The organism is Streptomyces colonosanans (assembly GCF_001866645.1).
Taxonomy (GTDB): domain Bacteria; phylum Actinomycetota; class Actinomycetes; order Streptomycetales; family Streptomycetaceae; genus Streptomyces; species Streptomyces colonosanans.
Map to the genome: position 1 here is coordinate 67,643 of NZ_MLYP01000022.1, position 27,000 is coordinate 94,642.

The following is a 27,000-nucleotide window of genomic DNA, read 5'->3' on the forward strand; positions in this document are numbered from 1 at the left end:
ACAACCTCCAGGGCTTCTACGGATCACGCCAGCGGATTGGGCCCGTCGAACTGGCGCTGCTGTCGATTGTGCACGACCCGATACGCCGAACAGCGTGACCCCTCAACCGCCAAGGCTCCGACGTCGCCCCTCACCCGGTCAGTTGGTGCGGCCGGACATCGGTCGTACAGTCGTGGCTGTCTCGGATTCAGCCAAGGAACGACAGCCGGACCTGGCGGTTGTGATTCGAGACGTTCGTGTCCACCAAGCTCCGTTAAGGCAACCCCGAACCTACCCAGGTCCACGGCTCACTTCCACTTGCTGACGGACCAGCAGGTCGGCCCACCTGGTCTGGGCGAAGCCGATGCGCCCCCAGCAAGGTCTTGAGGATCGCCTCAGAAACGCCGTTGCATGTCCATCCAGCATCCGTGAGGCTCCCCTGGTGACGTACGAGTTCCTGCCGTCTGCCCTTACCTGGCCCGAGGTCGACCCCCGCGCCCACCCCTTCGACCCGGCCGCCGCCCGCATGGAGATACCGGCTCTCGCTCCTGCCGTACCGGCCCGCCCCAGGTACGGAAAGGACGATCCGGCATCGCTGCAAAAGCTCAGCGACTGGAGTTGGGACGTGGGGGCACCTTGGACGGAGGCCATGACCCGAGCTCTTGTCGAACGCTACGGCCGCTGGGTCCTCGGCTGGCGTTGGGCTCATGACGAGGGAGACATCGGTGGCGGCCCGGTCGGCAGTTGGTGCTGCGCGGCGCACTCGATCACCGAGCCGCGTAAGACGCTCGCCCGCGTCGCCTCCGCTCTGTGCGAGTGGCGGGAGTGGCTCGAGGACCTGGCCGAGCGGTTCGACCGTTATCCGCTGGGCAATCTGCCTCCCGAGGACCGCCAGGACGCCTGGGAACGTGCCACCGCGCACCTGGTCACCCACGTCGTGGACCGGACCAACGCCGGCGATGCCTGGTACGGGCACTGCCAGCAGGTGCTGACCTGGTTCCTGACGCGCTGGGACGTCACCCCCGCCCGGGCGGCGGCGTTGGTCGCCGAGGCCGTCGGCGGCCGTTTCGAAAGCTGGATGGAGCCCGAGCAGACCGTGGTCCGCGACGTCGCCGAGCGTCTCTCCGCCTCCCTGGAGCCCGACACCGCATGACCGCCGACCATCTGCGCACCTGGCTCGAGATACGCGAAGCGGTCCCGTGGCACACGGCTCCGGTCGTCAAACCGCAGCTCGGCAAAACACCGGCGCATCCTCCCTCGCCGACCCGGGACGGCGCGCTCCAGGACATCCTCACCTTCGACGCAGCCCGCTCGCCGGAACGCTCGACACGCCTCCTGGACGCCCTCCGTCTGGCCCGCGCCGACGCCGCCGCCGACCGCCCTCTGGCCTTCGCCTTGCTCCAGCGGTGGCACCGTCACGTCCTCGCCACGGACTCCGTCCCCTTCCGCACCCGACCCGCCTACGCCAAGTCCGGCCGCGAACGCTACGGCGTCACCGCCAACCTCCCAGCGCTCCTCGACAAGTGCCTGGCCCAGGCCACCGACTCTGACCTCCCCCTCAACGCCCGCGCAGCCCGCGCCTACCTCGACATCTGCTTCTTCCACCCGTTCGAGGACGGCAACGCACGATGTGCGTTCCTGACGTTGACCTACCTGCTGGCCCGCGAGGGCATCGCCCTCGACCAGGTCGCCCCCGTCCGGCGCGTGCTCCGCAGGGCGGACGACGCGGAAGGAGCACTCGGCCTGGCGCGGGTGGTCGGCGTGCTCATGCGACGCGTACTGCCACCGGAGGGCCGGGCGCCGGCCTCGGATGGCTGAAAAAGCCAGGCTGGCGTCAACCCGGCACTCCGGAAAATCACCCTCTCGGAAGCGGCCCCCAGGCGAGCGCACGTACGTACCACGCCCCACCACCAAAGCTGTGGCTTTCCGGGAGGCGAGCGAGGCCTTCGGCCGGGATCCGTGACCGGCCTGAGCGTCCGGAGAAGCAGTCCGGAGAAGCAGTTCAGAGATCTTCGATGCGCGGTCTCCTCGTACCGTCCAGGCAGTCTCGCAAGTAAGCGATCACCTTCTCCGACTCGCCCTGATGCACCAGGCGTTCGGCCTCCGCGACCACACCGCCCAGCGTCCCGAACGAAATGCGCCAACGTCAGGACCGCCAGCTTGCCGAGGCGCCACGCAACTGCTTCTCCATCTCCCCCACTGGCAGCGACGGGTTGGCGGCCCCGGTCTTTACCACCTGCCAGTCGTCGTCGGCCAGAAGCCTGACGATCGTCCGAGTGGACAATTTCGGATGCTCAGCGGCCAGAGGGCGCACCCGCTCGTCGTCAGCGGATGCGCGGTAACAGGGTCGTGCCGACCTTGACGCAACTTGCCAGCCGGCCGAGCAGGTCAAGGGACAGCCGCGGGTTGTGTGCGAGTTCCCTACGCACGGCGGTGCCGGTGTCCGCCTCGAGCGTGTACATGATGTCCTCCGAGTTCTGGTCGGCCTGAGCCATCAGGGAGGGCACCTGGGATGCCGCTGTCGCTGCGCACAGCCTCGGGCCCGAGCGCGGCACTGTCTGCGCCAAGTAGGCGACGCCAGTATGCGGTCCGCTCCCGGCAGGGAGCAGACCGCATACTGCGCGAGCCTCTTGCGGCCACGGTTCTGTGGTGGCTATTCGCGGGTGCCGACGAGCTGAACCGTCCTGGCGCGCAGTGCCGCGCTGACGGGCAGCACGGTTCCTGTCACGGCGAGCAGCGTGGACATGACGGTGATGCCGGTGATAACGGCGTATGGCACCGTGATGGGTGCCGTGCCGAACAGCTGGTGCAGTGCGCTCCACAAACCGGTGAGGTTGAGCGCGGTCGCGATCAGTGCCAGTGCCACGCCAATGGCGGTCACCAGGAGCGATTCAGCAATGAAGAACCGCATGACCTGTTTCGGGGTGGCTCCGGCCATCCGGAGCACCGCCAGATCGCGCCGCCGGTCGGCGGTCGCCATGAGCAGGGTGTTGAGGATCGCGATGAAGCAGAACATCACGACGATCACGGTGATGGAGCGCTGCCGTACCTCGGTCAGGTGGCGTGCGTAGGCGCTCTCCGAGGCGACCAGCTGGTCCCTGGTGATGAGGCGGGCTCCGGTTCCGGCGACCGCCTGGCGGATTGCCGTGGTCGCGGCGGTGCGGTCGGTGCCGGACTCAAGTGAGATGTAGGCGCGCGGCGCGAGTCCGTCGCGGGCGTAGACGGCGGTCTTGGCGAACCGCTGGGGCAGATAGGCGACGTCCTCGCCGCGCAGCGCGCGGTAGGTGGCCGCGATGCGCAGGTTGGCCTCTTCGCCGTCGGCCATCAGGACCTTGAGCGTCGAGCCGACCTTCATGCCCCACAGATCGGCCAGGACCGTGCTGTTGTCGTCCAGGGCGTCCAACGAGCCGTCGACCACCTTCAGGTCCATCATCCGCTTCAGCGCGGCGCTGTCGACGACGAGCCCGTCGTTCACCTCCAGCCGATCCTCGTCGTGGGTGTAGATGGTGGTGAGGATGGGGGCCGCGACCTGCACGCCGTCGATACGGGAGACCTTCTCGACAACCTGCGGGCTGATGCCCGAAGTGCCGTCGGGGGCGAGCGCATACTCCGACCTCACCTGGTTCTGCAGTCCGTTCTCGCGTGCCGCACCGAGCGCGTCGGTGGCGGCCAGCAGTGAAAATGTCAGCCCGACGGTGAGCAGGATGGGCGCGGCTGTGGAAGCGGTGCGCCGCCGCGAGGTCAGCACGCTCTCCCGTACGAGCATGGCGATGGGTCCCGAGAAGCGGCGTAGCGGCCACATCAGCAGCCGGGTGAACGGTCCGACGGCGAGCGGTGCGAGCACAGCGGCGGCCAGTACCGGTACCAGCAGCGAGAGAGCGTAGGCGCTGGGCGAGAGGACCATGGCCGGGTCGCCGAGCGCGATCCAGGCAGTCAGCCCGGCTCCGCAGACCAGCCCGATGGCGCCGAGCAGGAGTCGCCCCGGGGTCATCCCGGAGTCGTCGACCGCCGCCTCGCGCAGTGCCTCGACGGGACGGATGTTGCTGGCCCGCCGTGCGGCGACGGTCACACCGCAGAGCGCCACCAGGACGCCGACCAGGAAGGCGGCGGCGAGTGGCGCCAGCACAGTCCAATGCAGCGAGGGTTCGATGCGGAACCAGGGTGGGGAAACACCCATCCCGATGAGCATGTCGGCGAGCAACTGCGCGCCGAACAGGCCGAGTACCGTACCCACCACCGACGCGAAGCCGCTGACCAGCAACGCCTCGTTCCGTATGATCCGGCGCACCTGTCGGGGGGTGGCACCCACGGTGCGGAGCAGGGCGACCTCGCGGCGGCGCTGAATCACGGCGAAGGCGAAGGTGGAGGCCACCACGAACACCGCTGTGGTGCCCGCCACACTGGCCATCACCGGCACCAAGGTGATGGTGTTGTCCAGCGCCTCGCGGTCGCGGTCCTCGCTGGCGTCGGCCTTGTGACGGTCCTGCCCGGTGAGCACCTCGGCGTCCTCACCGACTGCCTCGCGCACCTTGTCGATCGCACCGAGTGCCACCAGAGCCTCGATCCGTGGCGCCAGGCGGGCCGCTTCGGCGTCGGTGAAGAAGACCGCGTCCTCCCAGTCGACCGGAGTGACGGTGCCGCTCACTGTGTACGATCCGACGCCCGCGGCGGTCAGCACGGTCACCGTGTCTCCGGTCCGCGCCTGGCCGGAGGCGACGACGATCTCCCTGTCGGAGGCGGGCGCGCGGCCGTCCCGCAACGTGTACCCGCCGAACCGTGCCACCGGCCAGGGATGCCCGACCTGGTCCTTGGAGCCGCCTTCGAGCTGGGCGTAGAAGGCCCGGTCCACCACGGTGCCGCCGGTACCGGAGACCTTCCGCAGCAGATCCTGCGATACGCCTTTGGCCTGCGGCAACGAGCGGACGCCGAGGTCGTGGTGAGCGGGATTCCACGCCGAGTCAGAGGGCATCACTACGGCCGGGGCGTCGGCGAACCGCTCCACAGGCCGGTCCGGCAGATCGAGCGTGGTCGTCAGCAGCAAGCCCATGGCCGCGACCTGGGCGACCCCGAGTACCAACGCCACAACGGTGCCGAGGAACGACACCCAGCGACCCCGCAGGGTCTGGAAAGCCACTGCTAGCACTTCGGCACCGCCAGCTCGGCCATCCGCGCGGCGACCGCTTCGGAGGTGGGAGAGATCAGTTCGCCGACCAGGCTGCCGTCGGCGAGGAACAGCACCCGGTCCGCGAACGAAGCCACGTTCGGATCGTGCGTGACCATCACCACCGTGCTCAGTCCGTCGTCCGCCGGGCTGTCGACCAGTTTCCGCAGTACATCCAGCAGTTCGCGTCCTGTGGTGAGGTCGAGCGCACCGGTGGGTTCGTCGGCAAAAAGCACGGCCGGGCGGGTCACCAGCGCGCGGGCGATGGCGACACGCTGCTGCTGGCCGCCGGAGAGCTGACCGGGACGGCTCCCTGCCTTCTTCTCCAGCCCCACCTGGGCGAGTACCTGCTGCACCGTCCGCCGATCGGGCTTGCGCCCGGCCAGCCGCACCGGCAGCGCCACATTCTGCTCGGCGGTCAGCGAGGGCAGCAGGTTGAACGCCTGAAAGGCAAAACCGGTCGACTCCCGTCGAAATTTGGTGAGTTGGGTCTCGCTCAGTTCCGCGATGTCCGTCCCGTCGATGAATACCCGGCCCGACGAGGGCCGGTCCAGGCCGGCGGCACACTGCAGCAGCGTTGACTTCCCTGAGCCGGACGGCCCCATGACGGCGGTGAAGTTCCCCTTCGGAAAGGAGACCCGGATGTCGCGAAGCGCGGTCACCACGCTGTCGCCCGATCCGTAGGTCTTGGCCAGTGACTCAAGCCGTACCGCATCGTCCATGGATTCCTCGTCATTGAAGTGTGATGGCGGGATCTCTGCCGGTCCGCACAGTGCTGCGCGACGGACGATCCAGGCTGCTCAATGCACCTTGTGTACGATGTCCACATTGCCGCGCCGCAGTGGGCGCCACAATGTGGGGCGGGCGTTTCGTAGGTTACACAGTTATGTGGACGCCGTCCACAAAAGGAGTGGCGATGACTTCCAGGGCCGGCGCAAGGAAGCGCGACACCTACCGACACGGCAACCTACGGAACGCACTGGTCCAGGCCGGACTCGAACTGGTCCGCAGCGGCGGGCCGGACGCGGTGGTCCTGCGCGAGGTCACCCGGCGGGTGGGCGTGGTCCCCAACGCCGCCTACCGCCACTTCGCCGACCGCAACGCCCTTTTGCGCGCCATCCGCCAGGCCTCGCTGGCCCAACTGGCCGCCGCCATGGAGACGGAGCTGGCGGCCCTGCCGCCAGCCGACGACCCGGTCGAGTCCGCCCGCGCCCGCATCCGCGCCCTCGCCACCAGCTACCTGCGCTTCGCCCGGGCCGAACCGGGGCTGTTCCGCGCCGCGTTCTCCACCACCGACATGGCCGACACCGAAAACGAATCCGCCGACGGCCCAGGCGGCTTGACCGCGTTCCAGCTTCTGGGCGCGGCCCTGGACGACCTCGTCGAGAGCGGTGCCCTGCCCCCCGACCGCCGCCCCGGCGCCGAATACTTCGTCTGGTCCGCCGTGCACGGCCTGGCCGTACTCCTCATCGACGGCCCCCTGCGAGGTCTGCTTCCCATACAAGCCCACGAAGCCGGACAACGGCTCATGGAATCGATCGAACGAGGCATCTGATCCGGACCTGCGGGACGCAAGAAGCGGACGTGGTCGTGGAGGCCACCCGGACCGGCTTCGAGCAGTACGTCGAGCTCAAACAGCGCCCCGGAACCGGTGCCGCGAGCGGCTACTCCTACACGCTGCCGCTTAAGGCCAAGGGCCTGAAGGCGAAGCAACTCGCCGATGGCAGTGTGCTCTTCACCGACAAGAAGAACAAGAAGCGGGCCGTGATGCCCGCGCCGGTGATGTGGGACGCCACCGTGGATGAGCGATCCGGTGAGCACACCCGCAAGGCCAGAGTCGGTCTGAAGGTGGTCCAGAAGGGGTCGTCCGTCGACCTGGTGATCACCCCGGACGCGGACTTCCTCGCCGACAAGGCGACGAAGTTCCCGGTCACCATCGACCCGTCCACCTCTTCGCTGTCGAACGTCTTCGATACCTTTGTACAGCAGGGGGTGACGGTCGACCAGTCGACCGATGTCGAGCTGGACTGGGGCAACCCGGGCACCAAGAACGCGGACGGCACCCCGCGCACCGCGCAGACCTTCATCTCCTGGAACACCACGCCGATCCAGGACGCGCTGGTGCTCGACGCGAAGCTGTCGCTGTACAACTTCCACTCGGGCAACACCGACTGCAAGGCGTACCCGTGGGAGGTGTGGTCCTCCCCTGCGGCCTCCACCTCCAGCCGGTGGACCAACCGCCCGACGATGACAGCGAAGAAGGCCACCTCCACCGAGACCCGCGGCAACGCGTCGTGCACCAGCACCCAGCCCAAGGGCTGGATCAACGCGGACGCCACCACGCTGGCCCAGGAGTGGGCCTCGGCCAAGACCACCCGCGGCCACATGGGGATCCGCGCCACGGACGAGTCGGTGGTGGCGCAGTGGAAGCGCGTCAACTCCGCCAACGCGGCCTCGAACCCGCCGAAGCTGGTGGTCAACTACAACTACCGGCCGCGGACCGGCACCAAGCAGGAGGCCGGCCCGCCGTACTTCTCCTACGGCGGCGACTACGTGGTGAACACCACCACGCCGACCCTGCGGGACACCTTCGTCGACGCTGACGGCGACAAGGTGAACGGCACCTTCCAGATCTTCGATTCCGCCACCAACGCCCAGGTCGGCAACGTCCTGGTGTCCAAGTTCGTGCCGTCGGGGCAGGTGGCCTCGGTGACCGTGCCCTCCGGCGTGCTCGCGGACGGCAAGACGTACAAGTTCCGCACCAGCCCGTACGACGGTACGCACTACAACACCGGCTGGTCGGCCTGGAAGACGTTCACCGTCGACACCAAGGCGCCCTCTGCACCGACGAAGGTCGTCTCCACGGACTACCCGTCGGACAAGTGGGTCAAGGGCGCAGGTCAGGCCGGTACTTTCACGGTCACCCCGCCGGCCGGAGGTGACCACAACTGGCTGGAGTGGTCGCTGGACGCCGTGACCTGGACCAAGGTGACCACCAGCGGCTCCAGCGCGAACAAGGCCATCAGCATCGCCCCGCCCAAGGACGGAACCCACACCCTGCAGGTGCGGGCCGTGGACAAGGCGGACAACAAGTCCGACTCCGTCGAGTACACGTTCCACGCGGGCCCCGGCGGCTTCGTCCAGCCCAACGACGGTGAACGCACCGCACGCCGACTTCCGCTCGTGGCGGAGGCCGAGAGCGCGAAGTACAACGCGGTGTCCTTCTCATGGCGCAGCTCCGAGGCTGACAAGTGGGTGGCGATCCCCGCCGGCCACGTGACCTCCGGCGGTACCCCGCTGACGGCATGGCCCGTAGCGCTGACCAACGGCAAGAACGCCCCGCTGGTGTGGAACGCCCCTGACACCGTCGACCCCGACGGCACGGTGCAGATCAAGGCCGACTTCACCGGACCGAACAGCGCCTCGGGCACCACCGAGCCGCTTACCGTGGTCGTCGATCGCAATGCCGACGGCGCCACCACCCAGGAGGTGGGCCCCGGTACGGTGAACATGCTGACCGGCGACTTCGGCCTGTCGGCCACCGACGCCAACGCGTTCGACATGACCGTCACGCGTACGGCCTCGTCCCGCACACCGGACAAGGGCGCCACCCAGGAGGGACAGGCCCCGATCTTCGGCAAGGAGTGGGTGTCGGGCGCGACCGCCGAGCTGACGGACTCCGACTATTCCCACATCCGCAGGATCTCCGACACGGCCGTGGCTCTGGTCGACAACGACGGTGAGGAGACCCACTTCACCGCGAACGCGGCCAAGACGGGCTGGATTCCGGAACCGGGTTCGGAGGACCTCACCCTCAAGGGAAGCGTGAGCAGCACCTTCACGCTCTCCGACACCGACGGCACGGTCACGCAGTTCACCAAGCCCGATCCGGCCGTGCCGACCTGGCAGGTCTCCAGCACACTGCTGGACGGGCTGTCCAACTCCACGACCACGGTGATCTCGCAGAAGACCACCTACAACGGCAAGGACGTCGCTCGGCCCAAGTGGGTCATCGCACCCACTTCGGCCGCGACCGCTGCGGAGTGCGCCGCCGATCCGTCCACCAAGGGCTGCCGGGTCCTGGAATACCTGTACCCCTTGACCACCACCGCCACGGACACCGAGTTCGGTGACGTGGTGGGCCGGGTCAAGAACATCCGGCTGTGGGCCACCGAGCCGGGGGCTGACAGCTCCAAGGTCCTCTCGATCGCGTCGTACGTGTACGACACGCAGGGGCGGCTCCGCGAGACGTGGAACCCTCGCATCTCGCCTGCGCTGAAGACGCAGTACGAGTACGACAGCGCGGGGCGCGTCACCAAGTTCACCCCGCCCGGCGAACTGCCCTGGACCTTCACCTACGGCAAGGCGGGCAACGCCGCCACCGCCGGTGACGGCATGCTGCTCAAGGCCACCCGCGCGGGGCTGAAGCAGGGCAACGCCGATGTCGAGGAGGGCACGGCCGCCACCAGCATCGTCTACGACGTGCCGCTGACCGGCACCGCCGCACCGAACAAGATGGGTGCCTCGGATGTGAAGGCATGGGGCCAGCTCGACGCACCGACGGACGCGACCGCGGTCTTCCCGGCCGATGTCGTGCCGTCCTCGCACTCCGGCGGCTCGCTGACCGCGGCCGCCTACAAGCGGGCCGACGTGCACTACCTGGGCGTATCCGGCCGTGAGGTCAACTCCGCCACCCCCGGCGGCCATATCTCCACCACCGAATACGACCGCTTCGGCAACACCGTCCGTGGACTGACCGCCGCCAACCGCGCCGTCGCCCTCGGGCTGACCGCCGACGACAAGGCCACCCAGGCCGACCTTGGCATCACCCAGCTCCCCGGCGCTGAGCGTGGCGACCTGCTGGCGACCCGGTCTGTCTACAACGAGACCGGAACCCGCGTACTGGAGGAGTTCGGCCCGCTGCGCAGGATCGACCTCACCGCCGATCTCAAGCAGGGCACCACCTCGCTGGCGTCTACGGGCACTTCGGTCACCGCGCGTCCGTGGACGGTCAACGAGTACGACGCGGGCCGGCCCACGGACGGCACCGCTAAGGTCAAGGACCAGATCACCAAGGTCACCGTTGGCGCCCAGGTGCGCGAGCACCCCTCCGTCCAGGGCGAGGCCCGGGTCACCCAGACCGTCTACGACTGGGCCAAGGGCCTGCCGACCAAGACGATCAAGGACCCGGGTGGTCTGGCGATCACCGAGACCACGGAGTACGACACCCAAGGCCGCACTGTCAAGCAGCTGCTGCCTGGTGCGACAGGCACGGACGCGGCGACCCGCGTGACCACGTACTGGTCCGCGACCGGGACCGGCGCCTGCGCCGGCCGACCGGAGTGGGCCGATCTGGTCTGCTCGGTCGGACCCGCCGGCGCGATCACCGGTGGCGGCTCCAACCCGACGGGGCTGCCGAGCAGCACCACCGAGTACGACTGGTGGGGCAACAAGGCCAAGGTCATCGAGACCGCCAACGGCAGCACCCGTACGACGACCACGACGTACGACGGCGCGGGCCGGTCGATCAAGACCGTCGTCAGCGGCGGGCTCGGCCAGACGGTGCCGGAGGCCACCACGGAGTACGACCCGCTCAACGGCAAGGTGGCCAAGACCACCTCGCCTACCGGCGGCACGATCACCAAGGCGTACGACAGGCTCGGCCGCCAGATCGCATACACCGACGCGGACGGCGGCAAAACCACGACCGAGTACGACCTGCTCGACCGGCAGGTCAAGGCGACGGACACGGTGCCGTCGACGGTCACGTACACCTACGACACGGCCATCGAACCGCGCGGCCTGGCCACAAAGACCACCGACTCGATCGCCGGTACGTTCCAGGCAACGTACGACGCGGGCGGGGCGGTGGTGACCGAGAAGCTGCCCGGCGGCTACACCGTCAAGCAGACGAACGACCCCTCGGGTTACGCCGTCGACCGTACGTACACCCGTGACAACGACGGCACCATCGTCTACTCGGACACGGTGACCGAGTCCATCCACGGCCAGGTCACCAGCCATGCCGGCTGGTCCGACCAGGCTTACGGCTACGACGTCACGGGCCGCCTCACCACGGTCGAGGACACCAACGAGACGGTCTGCACGCGCCGCAGCTACGCCTTCGACGCGCGCACCAACCGCAAGTCCCTGACCACGGCGACAGGAGCGCCCGGCGCCGACTGCCCCACCAGCGGAGGCACCGCCGCCAACTCCACGTACGACAGCGCCGACCAGCTGGTGAACTCCGGGTACACCTACGACGCGTTCGGCCGTACGACCGCCCTGCCGGGCAGCACCATCGGCTACTACGCCAACGACCGCCGAGCCGCGCTCAGTTCGTTTCCATGAACTGAGCGTCGAGGCTGCGGAGCGGAAGCGGTCGAGTCGTCCGGACCAGCAGGACCTCTTGGTAACAACAGCGGTGTCAAAGCCGGCCGCTGCTCCAAGAGGTCCTGTCATGCCGTTGTACGCCACCACGCCGCCCCGTGTGTCTCTGCAGTTGAGGAAGGCGGCTGTTCCTACGCGGCGTGCCGGTTCGGCCACGGCGCCGACCGACCTGTCCGTCCGTGCCGCTACAGCACGGACATGACGGACGCGGAGTGGTAGGCCATCGCGTCGCTGCTGCCTTGGCCGACCTGGCTGGACGGCAACGGCCGACGCCCGGCCGGGGTGGGCGACATCCGAGTGGGCCCATAGGGGTTGGCTCCCCCGGACAACAGCCTCAGGCAGCTTGACACTGGTTCCCGGAAGTAGCTGACACGAGCGATGCCCGCATATTGGTCGGCGGCGCCATGCGGGCCTGACGCTCAGTTCGTCGCACGGCAGCTTCACCCGAACGAGGTGAGGGCGACGCATCCGCAGAAGTTTTGCCCAAGCCATCGACCGAAGGCTCCGGCGTGATTTCAAACCATGTGGTCTTTCCCGGAGGTTCCGGTTGCGTCCCCCAGGCATCTGCCAAGGAATTCACGAGCAGGAGGCCCCGGCCGCTCTCGTCGTTCGGTCCGGCATCAACAGCGCTCGGCAACGATGCATCCACATCCGTGACTTCGACCCGAAGCCGTTCATCGGCACGCGTCACAGAGATGTTGCACGGAGCACCCGTGTGCAGGACAGTCCCGCATCTTGTACCCGGTGTTCAGGCAGTCGACGACGTTGCGGCCGAGCCGGTCCACCGCGGCCGCCACCAAGCCGTCGTAAGGTCCCCTCTCGTCGCGGAGCCAGGGGCCGAGCTTCGGGCGTGTCACGGGGTCGGTGGCGCCTGAGACCTCCCAGTCGTCCGCCCAGCCGATAATGTGCGCGCCGACCGAGGCGGCGGCAGTGAGCACGTTCTCCCGCTGACGCTCGGGGGACGACGTCGCCAGCTTCACGCGCGACAGCCGCCTCACACCGAGCAGGCATTTGCCGCATCCGTCATAGGGGCGTTCGATCACACTTAGGTCCGTACCGCGCAAGTCTCTCTCCGTTCGCGCACGCATGGTACGGAGAATTGGCGGCACGGCCCCCGCGAGTGATCTTGGTCAGCCGAGGAAGCTCAGACGAACCTCACGGTTGGCATTAGAAATGTTGGTGTCCACCAGGCACACCGACTGCCATGTCCCCAGCTCCAGCCGTCCGCCGATGACCGGCAGAGTCGCATGAGGCGGGACAAGAGCCGGAAGGACGTGGTCACGGCCGTGGCCAGGGCTGCCGTGACGGTGCTGCCAGCGGTCGTCCGCCGGAAGCAGCGTGTGGAGCGTCGCGAGGAGATCGTCGTCACTGCCGGCGCCCGTCTCGATGATCGCCACGCCGGCCGTGGCGTGCGGCACGAAGACGTTCAGGAGGCCGTCCCGGTCGCCCGCCGCCTCCCGAAGGAAGGCCTCGCAGTCTCGAGTGAGGTCCACGACCGCTTCCGCGGAGCCGGAGGCGACGTTCAGGACACGGGTGCTGAAGGCATCGGACATGGCTCCATCGTCACCCATCAACCAACGGTGCGGCACCTTCTCTCGACGCGCTGCTCAATGCGAACGGATGAGCGATGAATACCGAAACCCTCTTGCCTGCGGTGGAACAACTCCGCTCCAGCGCTGTCCGTACGAACTTCCGCAGCGATTCTCCTGCTCTTCTGCTCACTGTTTACTGCGCGTCTCGTAGATGCTCTCGCGTCCGCGTACAAGCCCAGGACATCGCCGACGTCAGGGAACGTAATCTGCCCATGCCGCGCCGCTCGGAGTGGCGCACCCGAACGCAAAGGGCAGCCCTCACCTGTGCCCCTTCCCCCCGGGCGCCCAGTTGACGGGCAGGGCCCCACCGGCCGGGCCCCTGAGTGTCCGGGAAGATGCACGGCCCCGGCACGGTTGGTGGAAACGTGAACAACATCGGGGTGCGTGAGGTCGAGGTAGTCGTCATAGGCGCCGGGCAGGCCGGACTGTCCAGCGCCTATCACTTGCGGCGCACGGGTTTCGAGCCGGATCGCGACTTCGTGGTGCTCGACCACGCCCCCGGCCCTGGCGGCGCCTGGCAGTTCCGCTGGCCCTCACTGACGTACGGCAAGGTGCACGGGATGCACGCCCTGCCGGGCATGACACTGGCGGACGCGGATCCCGGTCGGCCGTCGTCCGAGGTCGTCGCCGAGTACTTCAGCACCTACGAACACACCTTCGACCTGCGCGTACGCCGACCGGTCGACGTGCGGGCGGTGCGCGAGGGCGTGGACGGGCGGTTGCTCGTCGAGACGTCTGCGGGAGCGTGGTCGACCCGGGCACTGATCAACGCCACGGGCACCTGGGACAAGCCGTTCTGGCCGCACTATCCCGGTCAGGAGACCTTCCGTGGGCGGCAGTTGCACACGGCGCAATACCCCGGGCCCCAGGAGTTCGCAGGGCGGCGGGTGGTCGTCGTCGGTGGTGGCGCCTCCGGCACCCAGCATCTGCTGGAGATCGCCCCGTACGCCGCCGCGACCACATGGGTGACCCGGCGGCCGCCGGTCTTCCGCAAGGGCCCGTTCACCGAGGAAGTGGGGCGGGCTGCCGTGGCGCTCGTGGAAGAGCGGGTGCGGCAGGGGCTGCCGCCGCGGAGCGTGGTGTCCGTCACCGGGTTGCCGCTCAACGACACGCTGCGGCAGGCCATCACGGACGGCGTGTTGGACCGGAAGCCGATGTTCGACCGGATCGTGCCGGACGGGGTGGAGTGGGACGACGGGCGCCACCTGGACGCCGATGTGATCCTGTGGGCGACCGGCTTCCGGGCCGCGATCGGGCATCTTGCCCCGCTGCGGCTGCGCGAGCCGGGTGGCGGTATCCGGGTCGAGGGCACGCGGGTGGTCTCCGACCCACGGATCCATCTGGTCGGATACGGGCCGTCGGCCAGTACGATCGGCGCCAACCGGGCGGGCCGCGCCGCCGTGCGGGACATCAGGCGGCTACTGGCGGGAGAACCGGTCGTCTTTGCGTGAGGACCGGCCATGAGCGCGGAAGAACCGGCCATGAGGTTGTCGCGACGAAACGTTCCCGTACGGACGCGCATCGCGTGCGCTCACGGCGACAGCGACGCGCTGCCGCGCAGTCGGTTGAACTCGGACACGTTCCGCTGCTGCTCCTCGTAGCTCCCCGTGAAACGGGTGTCGCCCGGCTTGACCGTGACGAAGTACAGCCAGTCGCCCGGTGTCGGGTTGAGCACGGCGCGCATCGCCTCCTCGCCCGGGTTGGCGATCGGAGTCGGCGGCAGGCCCATGCGCTGATACGAGTTGTAGAGACTGTCGATGTTCGTGTCGGCGATGGTGGTGTTCAGCGTGAAGCGCTTCATCGCGTAGTTGAGGGTGGAGTCCATCTGCAGCGGCATGCCCCGCTCCAGGCGGTTGAAGACGACCCGGGCGACCTTGCGCATATCGGCCGGAGTCGCCGCCTCGGACTGCACGATGCTCGCGACGGTGACGGCCTGGTAGCCGCTCATCGCATGACGCTGGGCACCCGCCGCGACCGCGACACCGCTGAACCTCTTGTTCGCGGTGTTCACCATGTACCGCAGCAAGGACTGCGGAGTCGCCTCCTCGTCGATCGGATACGTGGCCGGGAAGAGGTAGCCCTCCGGGTTGCCCTGCGCCTCCCCCGGTAGCTGGAGACGTGCCTTGGCCAGGGACTTCTTCGTGGAGCCCGGCGGCAGCCGGAGGGCCTTGTCGACGGCCGTGTAGATCTGGCCGGCGCGCCACCCCTCCGGGATGACGAGGAACGCCCCACCCCCCTCGGCGCTCTGCAGGATCATGAGCGGCGCCGCCACGGCGGTGACCGCCACGACGGCTCCGGTCGCGACCAGGGCTACCCGGCCCCGGCGCGTCAGCCGGGTCCTCTTCGGTGGTGGAGTATTCGTCTGCATGCGGGCACGGTAACCCGCATAACATCATAATCCTGGCATATCGTCATGCAATTCGCTCCAGTTGGGCGTCCCGCCTGACCAGCGCCGCATACCGGCCGCCCAGTTCCAGCAACTCCTCGTGCGTACCCCGTTCGACCGCGCGCCCGGAGTCGAGGACGATGATCTGGGCGGCACCGCGAACGGTTGACAGCCGATGAGCGATGGTCAGCGTGGTGCGGTTGGCCGACAGAGCGTCGATGGCCTCCTGGACCGCATGTTCGGTACGCGTGTCCAGCGCGCTGGTCGCCTCGTCAAGGATGAGGACCGGCGGGTCACGCAGGATGGTGCGGGCGATGGCGAGCCGCTGTTTCTCGCCGCCCGAGAAACGGTGGCCGCGCTCGCCGACGATCGTGTCGTACCCGTCGGGCAGGGACGCGATGTGCTCGTGGATCTGAGCCGCCTTCGCCGCCGCCTGCAGCTCCTCGTCGGTGGCGTCCGGCTTGGCGAAGCGGAGGTTGTCGGCGACCGAGGCGTGGAAGAGATACGTCTCCTGGGAGACCACTCCAACGGCGCGGGCGAGCGTGTCGAAGTCCAGATCGCGCACGTCGACGCCGTCGAGCGTGACCCGCCCGCCCGTCACGTCGTACAGCCGCGGCACCAGATAGCTGAGCGTGGACTTGCCCGAGCCGGTGGGCCCCACCACGGCCAGGCTGCCGCCCGGCGGGACGGTGATGTCGATGCCCTCCAGGATCGGGCCGCTCTTGTCGTCGTAGTGGAACTCGACCCCCTCGAAGCGGATCTCGCCCTTGACCTGGTCGAGGCGGACCGGATCGTCGGACTCGGTGATGTCGATGGGCAGGTCGAGGTACTCGAAGATGCGCTGGAAGAGCGCGAGCGAGGTCTGGATCTGAACGCCGGTGGACAGCAGGCTGACGGTCGGCCGGAACAGGCCTTGCTGGAGCGAGACGAACGCGACGAGCGTACCGATCGAGATGGACGAGCCGCCGAGATGGAGCGCGATACCCGCGGTCCAGTAGATGACGGCGGGCATGGCCGCCATGACGATCGTGATGACGGCCATGCGCCAGCGCCCTGCCATGTTCGACTTCACCTCGAGGTCGACGAGGCTCTCGGACTCGCCCTCGAAGGACTTGGTGAGGGAGTCGGCGCGACCCATGGTGCGGCCGAGCAGAATGCCGCTGACGGAGAGCGACTCGGTGACCGTGGCGGCCATCGCGGCCATCTGCTTCTGACGCTGGGTGGCGATCCTCTTGCGTTCGTTGCCGACACGCCGGCTGATCCAGACGAACAGCGGTAGCAGGAGCAATGAGACGACGGTGAGTCGCCAGTCGAGGGCGACCATCGCGACGACCGTGGCGACCACGCTGGTGAGATTGGAGACCAGGGACGTGGCGGTAGAGGTGACTGTCGCCTGCATGCCGCCGATGTCGTTGGCGATGCGGGACTGGACTTCGCCCGTACGGGTTCGGGTGAAGAAGGCGAGCGACATGCGCTGCAGTCGACCGTACACAGCGGTGCGCAGGTCGTGCATGACGCGCTGGCCGACTGTCGTGGAGATCAGGGTCTGCAGCACGCCGAAGACGCTCGTGACAACGGCGCTCAGGATCATGCCGAGCGCGAGCAGGCTCAGCAGTCCGGTGCGGCCCTGCGGGATCGCGACGTCCAGGGTCTCCTTCAGCAGAAACGGCGTGGCGACGGAGACCAGCGACGAGGCGCCGACGAGCACGCCGACGATCATGAGCCGGCCGGTGTACGGCTTGAAGAGCTTCAGGATGCGGCGCACCTGCCGCGGCTGCTCGGGCGAGCGGTCAGGTGGCGGGGTCCACATGGGCCGGTCGGGATGCATGGGCTCCTACGGAGGTGGATTCAACGGACGGAAAGGGATCGACAGACACTTCGGACGGTACGACGGCGAGGCTGCAGCGGGACGATAGGTAACAGATCCTAGCTCATTGTTACCTATGTTCACAATGAATAAAGTCCTGATATTATTCCCGCATGACCTCCCCCGACCCCGAGGGCCTGCTCGCGGAACAGTTGCTGCGACTCACCCGCCGAGTGCACCGCATCCAGAAGCGCCATCTGGAGCAGAGCCAGTTGGGCATCACACCGGCGCAGTCCCGACTGCTGCGCACCCTCACGCACTTCGGCTCCCCACCCCGCATGGCGGACCTCGCCGAGCGGCTGGAGGTGGTGCCGCGGGCGGTGACGACGCTGGTCGACGGCCTGGAGGCGAGCGGTAAGGTGCGCCGGGTGCCCGATCCCACCAATCGCAGGGTGATCCGGATCGAGGTCACAGACGAGGGCCGCGAGGCTCTGCGCACGCTGCATGGAGCACGCAGATCCGCTGCCGAGGAGATCCTGGCTCCGCTGACGAACGAGCAGCGCGAGGTACTCGGCGACCTGCTCGGCACGTTGATCGACGGCGGCGAACTCCCCGGCCCCCCCGGACAGGAACGACGCTGCTGACATCCGATCACCGGCGCGACCGGCGTTCACGACCGCGCGGACCTTCGAGGCGCACCTCTCCACGCACCCGATGGGCGAGGAGTGCCGACAGATCGCGGCCAGGACATCGTGACACGAGAGTTCGACGACAGGGCTCAGGACTCCAGGGTCCGCCTGTCCCCCATCACCACGACGGGATCCCGATCCGGGTCGAGCGTGCGCAGCAGGTGCTTGATGCCCGCCTCGGGCAGGGTGACGCAGGCCGACGTACCGTCACCGTGGTCCAGATGCATCCAGATACCGCCGCCCTTCCCCTTGCCCTCGGGGCGGGTCGGATCGCTCGGCGGAGCGCCCCGGACCCGGTTGTAGTCGACGGCGATGACGTAGTAGAAGTCGCGCCGATGCACTGCGCCCCAACTCGTCGGCACCTCATATGACCGGCTCTGGTCGTAAGGGAGTCTGGCGCCCGGGTCTTCGAGGACGCCGCCCGCGTCGCTGAGCGAGAACACGCCCACCGGGCTGCGCATGTCATCTTCATGATGGTCCGTCGTCCACCCCTTGCGGCCGTTGTGCCCCCGCCAGCGCCCGGCCTCGCTCCAGATGGAGCCACGCCTCGTGTAGAGCACGATCGTGGAGTCCGGCGAGTCCTCGCCGTCGCCATAGACCGCCACGATCTGGCGCGAATCGTCGGGAATCTGCCCGTACAGCCAGTTGCCGATGCCCGGGACGCGACTCGGGTCGACCTCGGGAGTGGGCGCTCTCGCACCCTCGCTGCCCGGGCCGGCGCCAGGGGCGGGCGCACCCTCGACGCTGCCTCCCGCACCTTCACTCTTCGCCCGGTGCCCATCTCCGTCCGGTCCGGCGCACGCGGGCAAGGACATCAGTAGCGCGCCGCAGATCGCCGCCACGGACCCCGAGCGCACCGCACCACGCAGATCACTTGATCGCATAAATCATATAGTCACATGATCTTCCGCAGATTTGAGTGTATATACCTTGTTATCGGTCGCGTGTCGCGCGGCGCGCGGCGGGGCCGGATCTCACCGCCCGGGACGGAAAACCGTTTGCGTCCGGCCACGTTCCGACGCGAACCTTTCACGGCTTGATGCGGGACTTCACGGCCGCCGGAGAAGCTGCTCCAACGCCTGTCCCCCGACCCGAGTCCACCCCTGACACGAGCCACTGGGACGTCATGCAGATTCAAGACCTTCCCTATCCCGACCCGGGTGCGCCAGACACCCGTTCGGGGCCCCGATTCCTGTGGTGGCTCGGCCGGAACCAGTTGGCCGGGCAGCTCAAGTCCCTCGCATGGGGGCTGCTGCACTTCCTGTCGGTGTGCGGGCTGCCGTTCTGTGTCGGCCTGGCCGTCCAGGCCGTCGTCGAACGCTCCGGAGCACGCCTCGCCCTGACGGGCGGTCTGCTCCTGCTGTGCGGCGCGGGCATCGCACTGGGCGATGTCATGCTGCACCGCACCGCGGTCACCAACTGGATCACCGCGGCCGCACGGGTCCAGCAGCTTCTGGCCCGCAGGACGGCCCACCTCGGCTCCGCTCTGACCCGGCGGGTCGCCGCCGGCGAAGTCGTCGCGGTCTCCACAGGCGACGTCGAGAAGATCGGCTGGTTCGTCGAGGCCGTCTCGCGTGTCAGCGCGGCCGCCGTCACCATCGTGGTGGTCTGCGTCGGCCTCGTCGTGTACCAGCCCGCGCTCGGCGTGATCGTGGCCGTGGGCGTACCGGTGCTGGCGCTCGCGGTGCTGCCGTTGCTGCCCCGTGCCACCCGGCGCGCCGACGTCCAGCGCGAAAAGGCGGGCCGGGCCACCGAGTTGGCCTCGGACACCGTCGCGGGCCTCAGGGTGCTGCGCGGCATCGGCGGCGAGGAACTGTTCTTGGACCGCTACCGCAGGGCCTCGCAGGAGGTCCGCACGGCGGCCGTGCGCAGCGCCCGGATGTGGTCGCTGATCGCGGCAATCCAGGTGCTGCTGCCGGGGCTGCTGATGATCGCGGTCGTCTGGCGCGGCGTGCAGTTGGCTCACGAGGGCCGGATCACCGTCGGTGAACTGGTCGCCGTGTACAGCTCGATCATGCTGCTCACCTATCCGCTGCAGCACTTCCAGGAGATCGCGATGGCGTACTCCTTCTCGCGGCCGTCCGCCCGGCGTGCGGCCCGGGTGCTGTCACTGGAGCGCGCCACGGATTCCGACGGCTCCCGCGCGGCCTGTCAACCGGCCGGGGACCTGTACGACCCCCGGACCAGGCTGCTCGCGCCGACCGGGCGGCTCACCGCCGTGGTCTGCGGCGACCCGGACATGGCCGGCCTACTGGCCGAACGGCTGGGCGGTCACCCGGCCGAAAAGAGCACCCCGGTACTCCTGGGGGGCGTCCCGCTGGACGAACTGCCGCTCGACTCCGCTCGTACCGCTGTACTCGTCCAGGACAAGGAGCCGGTTCTGCTGTCCGGCTCGCTGCGCGACCTGTTCGACGTGCCCGCCTCGGGCAAGGTCAGCGCCGAGGAGGCGCTCGCCGCCGCGCAGTGCGCCGACGTCCTGGACGCGCTCGTGCAGGGGTCCCCGCATGCAGGGGACCCGTTGGACGCGCGGATCACCGAGCGCGGCCGGTCCCTGTCCGGCGGCCAGCGCCAGCGGCTCGCCCTGGCCCGGTCCCTGATCACGGATCCGGAGGTACTGGTCCTGGACGAGCCGACCTCCGCCGTCGACTCACACACGGAGGCTCGGATCGCCGAGGGGATCCGGAAGGTGCGCGCGGGCCGTACGACGGTCGTGTTCACCTCGTCGCCGCTCCTGCTCGACCGCGCCGACCGGGTCGTGCTGGTGCACGAGGGCGAGGTCGCCGCGGTGGGCCTGCACCACGACCTGATGCACAGCGAACCCCGGTATCGCGCGGTCGTCACCCGTGAGACCGACGACGAGGCCACTGCCCTGAACGGCGTACTGGCCGAACTGGAAGAGATCGAGGAGAGCGCATGATCGGCGTGGCGCCACCGGAGTACGACCCGGCGGCCCCGACGGCGGCGAACACGCTGCCGGTGGGCGCCCCCGCGACCGTACGCGCCTATGTGAGCGAACTGTTCCGCCGGCACCACCGGGCCTTCCTGCTGCTCATCGCCGTGAACACGGTCTCCGTCGTCGCCTCGATGGCGGGCCCGTACCTGCTGGGCGGGCTGGTGGAACGCGTATCGGACGGCGCGCGGGAACTCCGCTTGGAGCGCACCGCCGCGTTCTTCGTCCTCGCGCTCGTCGTGCAGGCCGTGTTCGTACGGCTTGTGCGACTGCGGGGCGCCGTGCTTGGCGAGCGGATGCTGGCCGATCTGCGGGAGGATTTCCTCGTACGGTCGGTGGGGCTGCCGCCCGGCGTTCTGGAGCGGGCCGGGACCGGCGATCTGCTGTCCCGGATCACCACCGACATCGACCGGCTCGCCAACGCCATGCGGGAGGCCGTTCCGCAACTCGCCATCGGTGCGGTGTGGGCGCTGCTGCTGCTCGGCGGCCTGACCGTCACGGCCCCACCGCTCGCGCCGGCCGTGCTCGTCGCGGTGCCGCTGCTGGTGGTCGGCTGCCGGTGGTACTTCAGGCGTGCCCCGTCGGCGTACCGCTCCGAGGCCGCCGGATACGCCGCCGTGGCCGCCGTCCTCGCGGAGACCGTGGACGCGGGGCGCACGGTCGAGGCTCATCGCCTCGGTGACCGGCGCGTCGACCTGTCGGACCGGCGGATCAAGGAGTGGACCGCATGGGAGCGGTACACCCTGTGGCTGCGGTCGGTGCTCTTCCCGGTCGTCAATCTCACGCATGTCACGGTCCTGTCCTCGGTCCTGATGATCGGCGGGGTGTTCGTCCTTCAGGGCTGGATCGGCATCGGCCAGCTGACGACGGCGGCACTCCTCGCGCAGATGCTCGTGGACCCGGTGGGCCTGATCCTGCGCTGGTACGACGAGCTGCAGGTCGCCCAGGTGTCGCTGGCCCGGCTGGTGGGCGTCCGCGACATCGAGCCGGACGCGGGCGACGCGTCGCTGATCCCCGACGGGCGCGACGTCGAGGCCGACCGGGTGCACTTCGGCTACCGCGCGGGCATCGACGTGTTGCGGGAGGTCTCCCTCGAGGTGGCGCCCGGCACCCGGCTCGCCCTGGTCGGGCCGTCCGGCGCGGGCAAGTCCACGCTGGGCCGGCTGCTCGCCGGGATCTACGCACCTCGGGACGGCCGGATCACCCTCGGCGGTGCGGAACTGTCCCGGATGCCCGCCGAGCGGGTGCGCTCGCACGTGGCCCTGGTCAACCAGGAGCACCATGTCTTCGTCGGCTCCCTGCGCGACAACCTGATGCTGGCCCTCCCCCACTCCCGGCTCGGCTCGAACGGGGAGACCCCCGGGGACGCCGTCGACACCGAGCTGTGGGCGGCCCTGGGCGCGGTCGGCGCGGACGGCTGGGCGCGTGGCCTGGACGTCGGCCTGGACACCGAGGTGGGCTCCGGCGGTGTGGCGCTCACCCCTGCGCAGGCGCAGCAGATCGCACTGGCCCGGCTGGTGCTCGCCGACCCGCACACGCTGGTCCTGGACGAGGCGACCTCGCTCCTCGACCCGCGCGCGGCCCGCCATCTGGAGCGCTCTCTGGCCCGCGTTCTTAACGGCCGTACGGTCGTCGCCATCGCCCACCGGCTGCACACCGCCCACGACGCCGACGTCATCGCCGTCGTCGAGAACGGGCGGATCAGCGAGCTGGGCAGCCACGACGACCTGGTCGCCGCCGACGGGGCCTACGCGGCTCTGTGGCGCTCCTGGCACGGGTGACGCCGGCGGGCGGTTCCGGGAGCGCGGCGGCGGACGCCGACTGCGGACGTCCTCGGCGTCCGGGGCCCCGGTCCCTCCGTTGCCGTTGCGCGGGGGCAAAGGGGGGTGGAAGGCTGGATGTCGGTACCGGCGCGGGGAAACGCCCTGGAACCATCCGGTTCGGGACGGCCCGGCCCTCGCCTAGTTACCCCGCCCCGCCGTGCACAGCGGCAGCCGGTTCCGTCCCACCACCTGGAGGCACCCGTGGACAGCACCGACGGATGGGGAGACGACGTCTACCAGCCTGACGGATCCGAGGTGCAGGACGACGCGGGGCTGCTCGACGCCGAGGACACCCTGGTCGCCGACGGGGTCAGCGACCCGCTCGACCGGGGCTGGTCACCTCCGGAGCGACCGTGGGCGGTGGAGCGCCAGGGCGTGACCGCGGCCGAGGGGAACCGCGGGGAAACCTTGGACCAGCGCCTCGCCGAGGAACTCCCGGACATCACGGTCCCGGCCGGCGACGGCATCGGAGACTGCCCTGACAGCGACGGTGAACCCCTGGACAACGAGGTCGGCGCGGCCCGCTCCGGCCGTCTCGTCGCCCCCGACGAGGGGGCACACGAGGACGAGGAGAGCGGTCTGATCGCCAGCGACGTAGGCGTCGACGGCGCGGCGGCCTCGGCCGAGGAGGCGGCCGTGCACATCGTCGACGAGGACACCCTGTCCGGTTGACAGCGCCCGTCCCGCGCCACGCAAGGAGGGCCATGTGATCGCCCTGGCTACGCCCACAGGCCACGGTGGACCGGGGCGCTCTCAGATGACGTTGAGCGCCATCACGCAGCCCACCCCGCCGAGCACCATGAACACCGGCATCAGCACCTTGAGCTCGACCCAGCTACCTGCCCGGAACCGCATCGCCTTCGGCGGACCCACCGGATACCAGCGTTTGCGGCCCACCGGTATCGGCCAAAGGATCGGGCAGCCCGAGACAGTCAGCGCGTCCCCGAGGTCGTGCACCAGGGCACCCAGGACGATCGGCAGACCGAGCCACAGGTACTCCTGCCCCGGCGCGGTGAACAGCCAGTCCGAGCCATTGCCCGGTTCATCCAATATGTCCGCCATGATCCAGGCGGTCGTCGCGGCCAGCAGCCACACCAGGATGTCACTGCTCGAACCGCGGGCCGCCCGCCACAGCAGGCCCTCGATGGCGAGCACCATATGGACGAAGAGGATGGCCAGCACCGCCCAGCGACCGCCCGTGATGGCCAGGGCCGACGTGCCCGCGCCGATCAGCACCGCCCACAGCCAAGTGTGCGTCAACGTACGGTGACCACCCGACCGGCGCGGGTCGCCCGCCTTCCTGGTGGACTTGTAGGCGACGTACGACAGCTTGTCGACGATCTCGCACAGCCAGCGGGACAGGGGCCCGAAGGCCGTCGAGATCGTGGCCGCCCGGTGATCCAGGTCCGGGGCCAGCGCGGCTCCCGCGCAGATCAGCGCGCCGACGAGAAGGACCGGCCAGGGCATCGGATGACCCGCCGCGGCCGCGGCCGCTCCCACTCCGAGCCAGGCCGCGGCCCCCGACAGTGAGTGTGCTGGTCCCATCATGGCGCTTCCCGCCCCATTCCTCTTGTAGCGCTGCTCAGTTGCCGACGCACGCTGACGCCTCGTCGGCGCCACAGCGTAACGTTCGTGATCTTCCGAAAGGCATCCGATTCCCCCATCGGGTGCAAGGGCAGGCAAGATGGGGGCGTGACCCTCATCGATCAGCTCCCGCAGACCGCAGACCCCGACGCCCTCTACGAAGCCTTCGAGTCGTGGGCCGGGGAGCGTGGCCTCACCCTGTACCCGCACCAGGAGGAGGCACTGATCGAGGTGGTCTCGGGAGCGAACGTGATCGTCTCCACTCCCACCGGCTCCGGTAAGAGCATGATCGCCGCAGGCGCACACTTCGCGGCGCTCGCCCGGGACGAGGTCACCTTCTACACCGCGCCGATCAAAGCGCTCGTCTCGGAGAAGTTCTTCGAGCTGTGCAAGCTCTTCGGTACGGAGAACGTCGGGATGCTCACCGGCGACGCCTCCGTCAACGCCGACGCGCCTGTGATCTGCTGCACAGCCGAGGTCCTCGCGTCCATCGCGCTGCGCGACGGCAGGCAGGCGGACGTCGGCCAGGTCGTGATGGACGAGTTCCACTTCTACGCCGAGGGCGACCGCGGCTGGGCCTGGCAGATCCCGATCCTGGAACTGCCGCAGGCCCAGTTCATCCTGATGTCGGCGACACTCGGCGACGTCTCGATGTTCGAGAAAGACCTGACCCGCCGTACCGGCCGTCCGACGGCGGTGGTGCGCTCGGCGACCCGCCCGGTGCCGCTCTCGTACGAATACCGGCTCACACCGCTCACCGAGACCCTCACCGAACTCCTGCAGACCCGGCAGGCCCCCGTCTACATCGTCCACTTCACCCAGGCGCAGGCCGTGGAGCGGGCCCAGGCACTGATGAGCATCAACATGTGCTCGCGCGAGGAGAAGGCCGAGATCGCCGAGCTGATCGGCAATTTCCGTTTCACCACCAAGTTCGGCCGCAACCTCTCCCGTTACGTGCGCCACGGCATCGGCGTCCATCACGCGGGCATGCTGCCCAAGTACCGCCGGCTGGTGGAGAAGCTGGCCCAGGCCGGTCTGCTGAAGGTCATCTGCGGCACGGACACCCTCGGTGTCGGTGTCAACGTCCCGATCCGCACGGTGCTGTTCACCGCACTGACCAAGTACGACGGGAGCCGGGTGCGCACCCTGCGCGCCCGTGAGTTCCACCAGATCGCCGGCCGGGCCGGGCGGGCCGGTTTCGACACGGCGGGCCTCGTCGTGGCGCAGGCGCCCGAGCACGTCATCGAGAACGAGAAGGCGCTCGCCAAGGCCGGTGACGATCCGAAGAAGCGCCGCAAGGTGGTGCGCAAGAAGGCACCGGAGGGCTTCGTCGGGTGGACGGAGAACACCTTCGAGAAGCTGATCGCCTCCGAGCCGGAGCCTCTCACCTCCCGCTTCCGGGTCACCCACACGATGCTGCTGTCGGTGATCGCCCGGCCGGGCAACGCCTTCAAGGCCATGCGCCATCTGCTGGAGGACAACCACGAGCCGCGCAAGCAGCAGCTGCGGCACATCCGACGCGCGATCGCGATCTACCGTTCGCTGCTGGACGGCGGGATCGTCGAGAAGCTCGACGCACCGGACGCCACCGGACGCATCGTGCGCCTGACCGTCGATCTCCAGCAGGACTTCGCGCTCAACCAGCCGCTGTCGACCTTCGCGCTGGCCGCGTTCGAACTCCTCGACCCGGAGTCCCCTTCCTACGCCCTCGACATGGTCTCGGTCATCGAGTCCACCCTGGACGACCCGCGGCAGATCCTGGTCGCCCAGCAGAACAAGGCGCGCGGCGAGGCTGTGGCCGCGATGAAGGCCGACGGCGTCGAGTACGAGGAGCGCATGGAACGTCTCCAGGACGTGACGTACCCCAAGCCGCAGGAGGAGCTCCTCTTCCATGCGTACAACACCTACCGCAAGAGCCACCCCTGGGTCGGCGACCATCCACTGTCGCCGAAGTCGGTCATCCGCGACATGTACGAGCGGGCGCTGTCCTTCACGGAGTTCGTGTCCTTCTACGAACTGGCCCGCACCGAGGGCATCGTGCTGCGCTACCTTGCCGGCGCCTACAAGGCGCTCGACCACACCGTCCCGGACGACCTGAAGTCGGACGACCTGGAGGATCTGATCGCCTGGCTCGGCGAGATGGTGCGCCAGGTCGACTCCAGCCTGCTGGACGAGTGGGAGCAGCTGGCCAACCCTGAGGAGCTGACGGCCGAGGAGGCCCAGGAGAAGGCCGACGAGGTGAAACCGGTCACGGCGAACGCGCGCGCCTTCCGCGTCCTGGTCCGCAACGCCATGTTCCGCCGTGTGGAACTCGCCGCCCTCGATCAGATCGAGGAACTCGGCGAGATGGATGCCGAGTCCGGCTGGGACGCCGAGGCCTGGGGCGCGGCCATGGACAGGTACTGGGACGAGTACGAGGAACTCGGTACCGGCCCCGACGCCCGCGGCCCGAAGCTGCTGATGATCGAGGAGGAGCCGGAGAACGGGCTGTGGCGCGTCCGGCAGACCTTCGCCGACCCGAACGGCGACCACGACTGGGGTATCAGCGCTGAGATCGACCTCGCGGCCTCCGACACGGAGGGCCGGGCCGTCGTCCGGGTCACCGACGTCGGCCAGCTGTGAGCACGGGAGAACGGCAC

19 protein-coding genes and 1 pseudogene are annotated in these 27,000 nt (G+C 68.9%); 10 read left to right on the plus strand and 10 right to left on the minus strand.

Translation table 11 applies throughout. The features are described from left to right. Positions 1-421 precede the first annotated feature (421 nt). Both BIV24_RS35105 and BIV24_RS35110 read left to right on the plus strand, forming a co-directional pair. Complete coding sequence (locus BIV24_RS35105) at positions 422-1,132, plus strand: hypothetical protein (protein ID WP_107459292.1); 711 nt, start codon at positions 422-424, stop codon at positions 1,130-1,132. Further along, entirely contained in the window at positions 1,129-1,797 is a 669-nt protein-coding gene (locus tag BIV24_RS35110; RefSeq protein WP_107459294.1) for a Fic family protein, read from the plus strand. Before BIV24_RS35105 ends, BIV24_RS35110 begins: the two co-directional genes overlap by 4 nt. Before the next feature lie 328 nt (positions 1,798-2,125). Here the strand turns inward: BIV24_RS35110 and BIV24_RS34215 are convergent, their stop codons facing one another. From BIV24_RS34215 to BIV24_RS08560, 4 genes are all read right to left on the minus strand, one after another. Then, positions 2,126-2,263: a hypothetical protein gene (locus BIV24_RS34215; RefSeq protein WP_177198650.1), complete on the minus strand. Its 138-nt coding sequence runs from the start codon at positions 2,261-2,263 to the stop codon at positions 2,126-2,128. A gap of 40 nt (positions 2,264-2,303) precedes the next feature. After that, positions 2,304-2,474, minus strand: coding sequence for a hypothetical protein (locus tag BIV24_RS34220; RefSeq protein ID WP_177198651.1), 171 nt, complete (start codon positions 2,472-2,474; stop codon positions 2,304-2,306). A gap of 158 nt (positions 2,475-2,632) precedes the next feature. Then, positions 2,633-5,113 carry an FtsX-like permease family protein gene (locus tag BIV24_RS08555; protein ID WP_245766707.1) on the minus strand — a complete coding sequence of 827 codons (2,481 nt, stop codon included), beginning with the start codon at positions 5,111-5,113 and terminating at the stop codon, positions 2,633-2,635. A 2-nt stretch (positions 5,114-5,115) separates the two neighbouring features. Continuing rightward, positions 5,116-5,862, minus strand: coding sequence for an ABC transporter ATP-binding protein (locus tag BIV24_RS08560; RefSeq protein ID WP_071365589.1), 747 nt, complete (start codon positions 5,860-5,862; stop codon positions 5,116-5,118). 194 nt (positions 5,863-6,056) lie between these two features. Here BIV24_RS08560 and BIV24_RS08565 point away from each other — a divergent pair, with 194 nt between their 5' ends. Together BIV24_RS08565 and BIV24_RS08570 are read left to right on the plus strand one after the other, a co-directional pair. Next, positions 6,057-6,695, plus strand: coding sequence for a TetR/AcrR family transcriptional regulator (locus BIV24_RS08565; protein WP_071365640.1), 639 nt, complete (start codon positions 6,057-6,059; stop codon positions 6,693-6,695). Between the two features lie 23 nt (positions 6,696-6,718). Next, a pseudogene (locus tag BIV24_RS08570) lies at positions 6,719-11,461 on the plus strand (DNRLRE domain-containing protein); the annotation flags it as partial. Between the two features lie 743 nt (positions 11,462-12,204). On the opposite strand, the gene BIV24_RS31470 reads toward BIV24_RS08570, so the two are convergent. Beyond that, the gene (locus BIV24_RS31470) at positions 12,205-12,594 is read right to left on the minus strand and encodes a recombinase family protein (RefSeq protein WP_079168086.1); all 390 of its coding nucleotides are present in this window, start codon (positions 12,592-12,594) and stop codon (positions 12,205-12,207) included. Positions 12,595-12,660: 66 nt separating this feature from the next. Continuing rightward, entirely contained in the window at positions 12,661-13,083 is a 423-nt protein-coding gene (locus tag BIV24_RS08580; protein WP_071365590.1) for a secondary thiamine-phosphate synthase enzyme YjbQ, read from the minus strand. 404 nt (positions 13,084-13,487) lie between these two features. On the opposite strand from BIV24_RS08580, the gene BIV24_RS08585 reads away from it, so the two are divergent. Next, on the plus strand, positions 13,488-14,573 hold the full coding sequence (locus tag BIV24_RS08585; protein ID WP_071365591.1) for an NAD(P)-binding domain-containing protein: 1,086 nt from the start codon (positions 13,488-13,490) through the stop codon (positions 14,571-14,573). An 80-nt stretch (positions 14,574-14,653) separates the two neighbouring features. On the opposite strand, the gene mltG is transcribed toward BIV24_RS08585, so the two are convergent. Further along, complete coding sequence (mltG, locus tag BIV24_RS08590) at positions 14,654-15,490, minus strand: endolytic transglycosylase MltG (RefSeq protein ID WP_071365592.1); 837 nt, start codon at positions 15,488-15,490, stop codon at positions 14,654-14,656. Between the two features lie 43 nt (positions 15,491-15,533). After that, a complete protein-coding gene (locus BIV24_RS08595; protein ID WP_071365593.1) occupies positions 15,534-17,336 on the minus strand; it encodes an ABC transporter ATP-binding protein in 1,803 nt (600 codons plus the stop codon). A 152-nt stretch (positions 17,337-17,488) separates the two neighbouring features. Between BIV24_RS08595 and BIV24_RS08600 the strand changes: the two genes are divergently transcribed. Further along, complete coding sequence (locus BIV24_RS08600) at positions 17,489-17,959, plus strand: MarR family winged helix-turn-helix transcriptional regulator (RefSeq protein WP_071365594.1); 471 nt, start codon at positions 17,489-17,491, stop codon at positions 17,957-17,959. A gap of 134 nt (positions 17,960-18,093) precedes the next feature. Here BIV24_RS08600 and BIV24_RS08605 read toward each other — a convergent pair whose 3' ends face one another. After that, complete coding sequence (locus BIV24_RS08605; protein ID WP_071365595.1) at positions 18,094-18,888, minus strand: hypothetical protein; 795 nt, start codon at positions 18,886-18,888, stop codon at positions 18,094-18,096. Between the two features lie 242 nt (positions 18,889-19,130). Here BIV24_RS08605 and BIV24_RS08610 point away from each other — a divergent pair, with 242 nt between their 5' ends. The 3 genes from BIV24_RS08610 to BIV24_RS08620 all read left to right on the plus strand — a co-directional run bounded on the left by BIV24_RS08610 (position 19,131) and on the right by BIV24_RS08620 (position 23,449). Continuing rightward, on the plus strand, positions 19,131-20,921 hold the full coding sequence (locus BIV24_RS08610; RefSeq protein ID WP_071365596.1) for an ABC transporter transmembrane domain-containing protein: 1,791 nt from the start codon (positions 19,131-19,133) through the stop codon (positions 20,919-20,921). After that, on the plus strand, positions 20,918-22,735 hold the full coding sequence (locus BIV24_RS08615) for an ABC transporter ATP-binding protein (protein ID WP_071365597.1): 1,818 nt from the start codon (positions 20,918-20,920) through the stop codon (positions 22,733-22,735). The genes BIV24_RS08610 and BIV24_RS08615 overlap by 4 nt, the downstream gene beginning before the upstream one ends. Positions 22,736-22,978: 243 nt before the next feature. Further along, positions 22,979-23,449 carry a DUF5709 domain-containing protein gene (locus BIV24_RS08620; protein ID WP_071365598.1) on the plus strand — a complete coding sequence of 157 codons (471 nt, stop codon included), beginning with the start codon at positions 22,979-22,981 and terminating at the stop codon, positions 23,447-23,449. 81 nt (positions 23,450-23,530) lie between these two features. Here the strand turns inward: BIV24_RS08620 and BIV24_RS08625 are convergent, their stop codons facing one another. Beyond that, positions 23,531-24,325 carry a metal-dependent hydrolase gene (locus BIV24_RS08625; RefSeq protein ID WP_071365599.1) on the minus strand — a complete coding sequence of 265 codons (795 nt, stop codon included), beginning with the start codon at positions 24,323-24,325 and terminating at the stop codon, positions 23,531-23,533. Positions 24,326-24,469: 144 nt separating this feature from the next. Here BIV24_RS08625 and BIV24_RS08630 point away from each other — a divergent pair, with 144 nt between their 5' ends. Then, entirely contained in the window at positions 24,470-26,983 is a 2,514-nt protein-coding gene (locus BIV24_RS08630) for a DEAD/DEAH box helicase (protein WP_071365600.1), read from the plus strand. Positions 26,984-27,000: the final 17 nt, after the last annotated feature.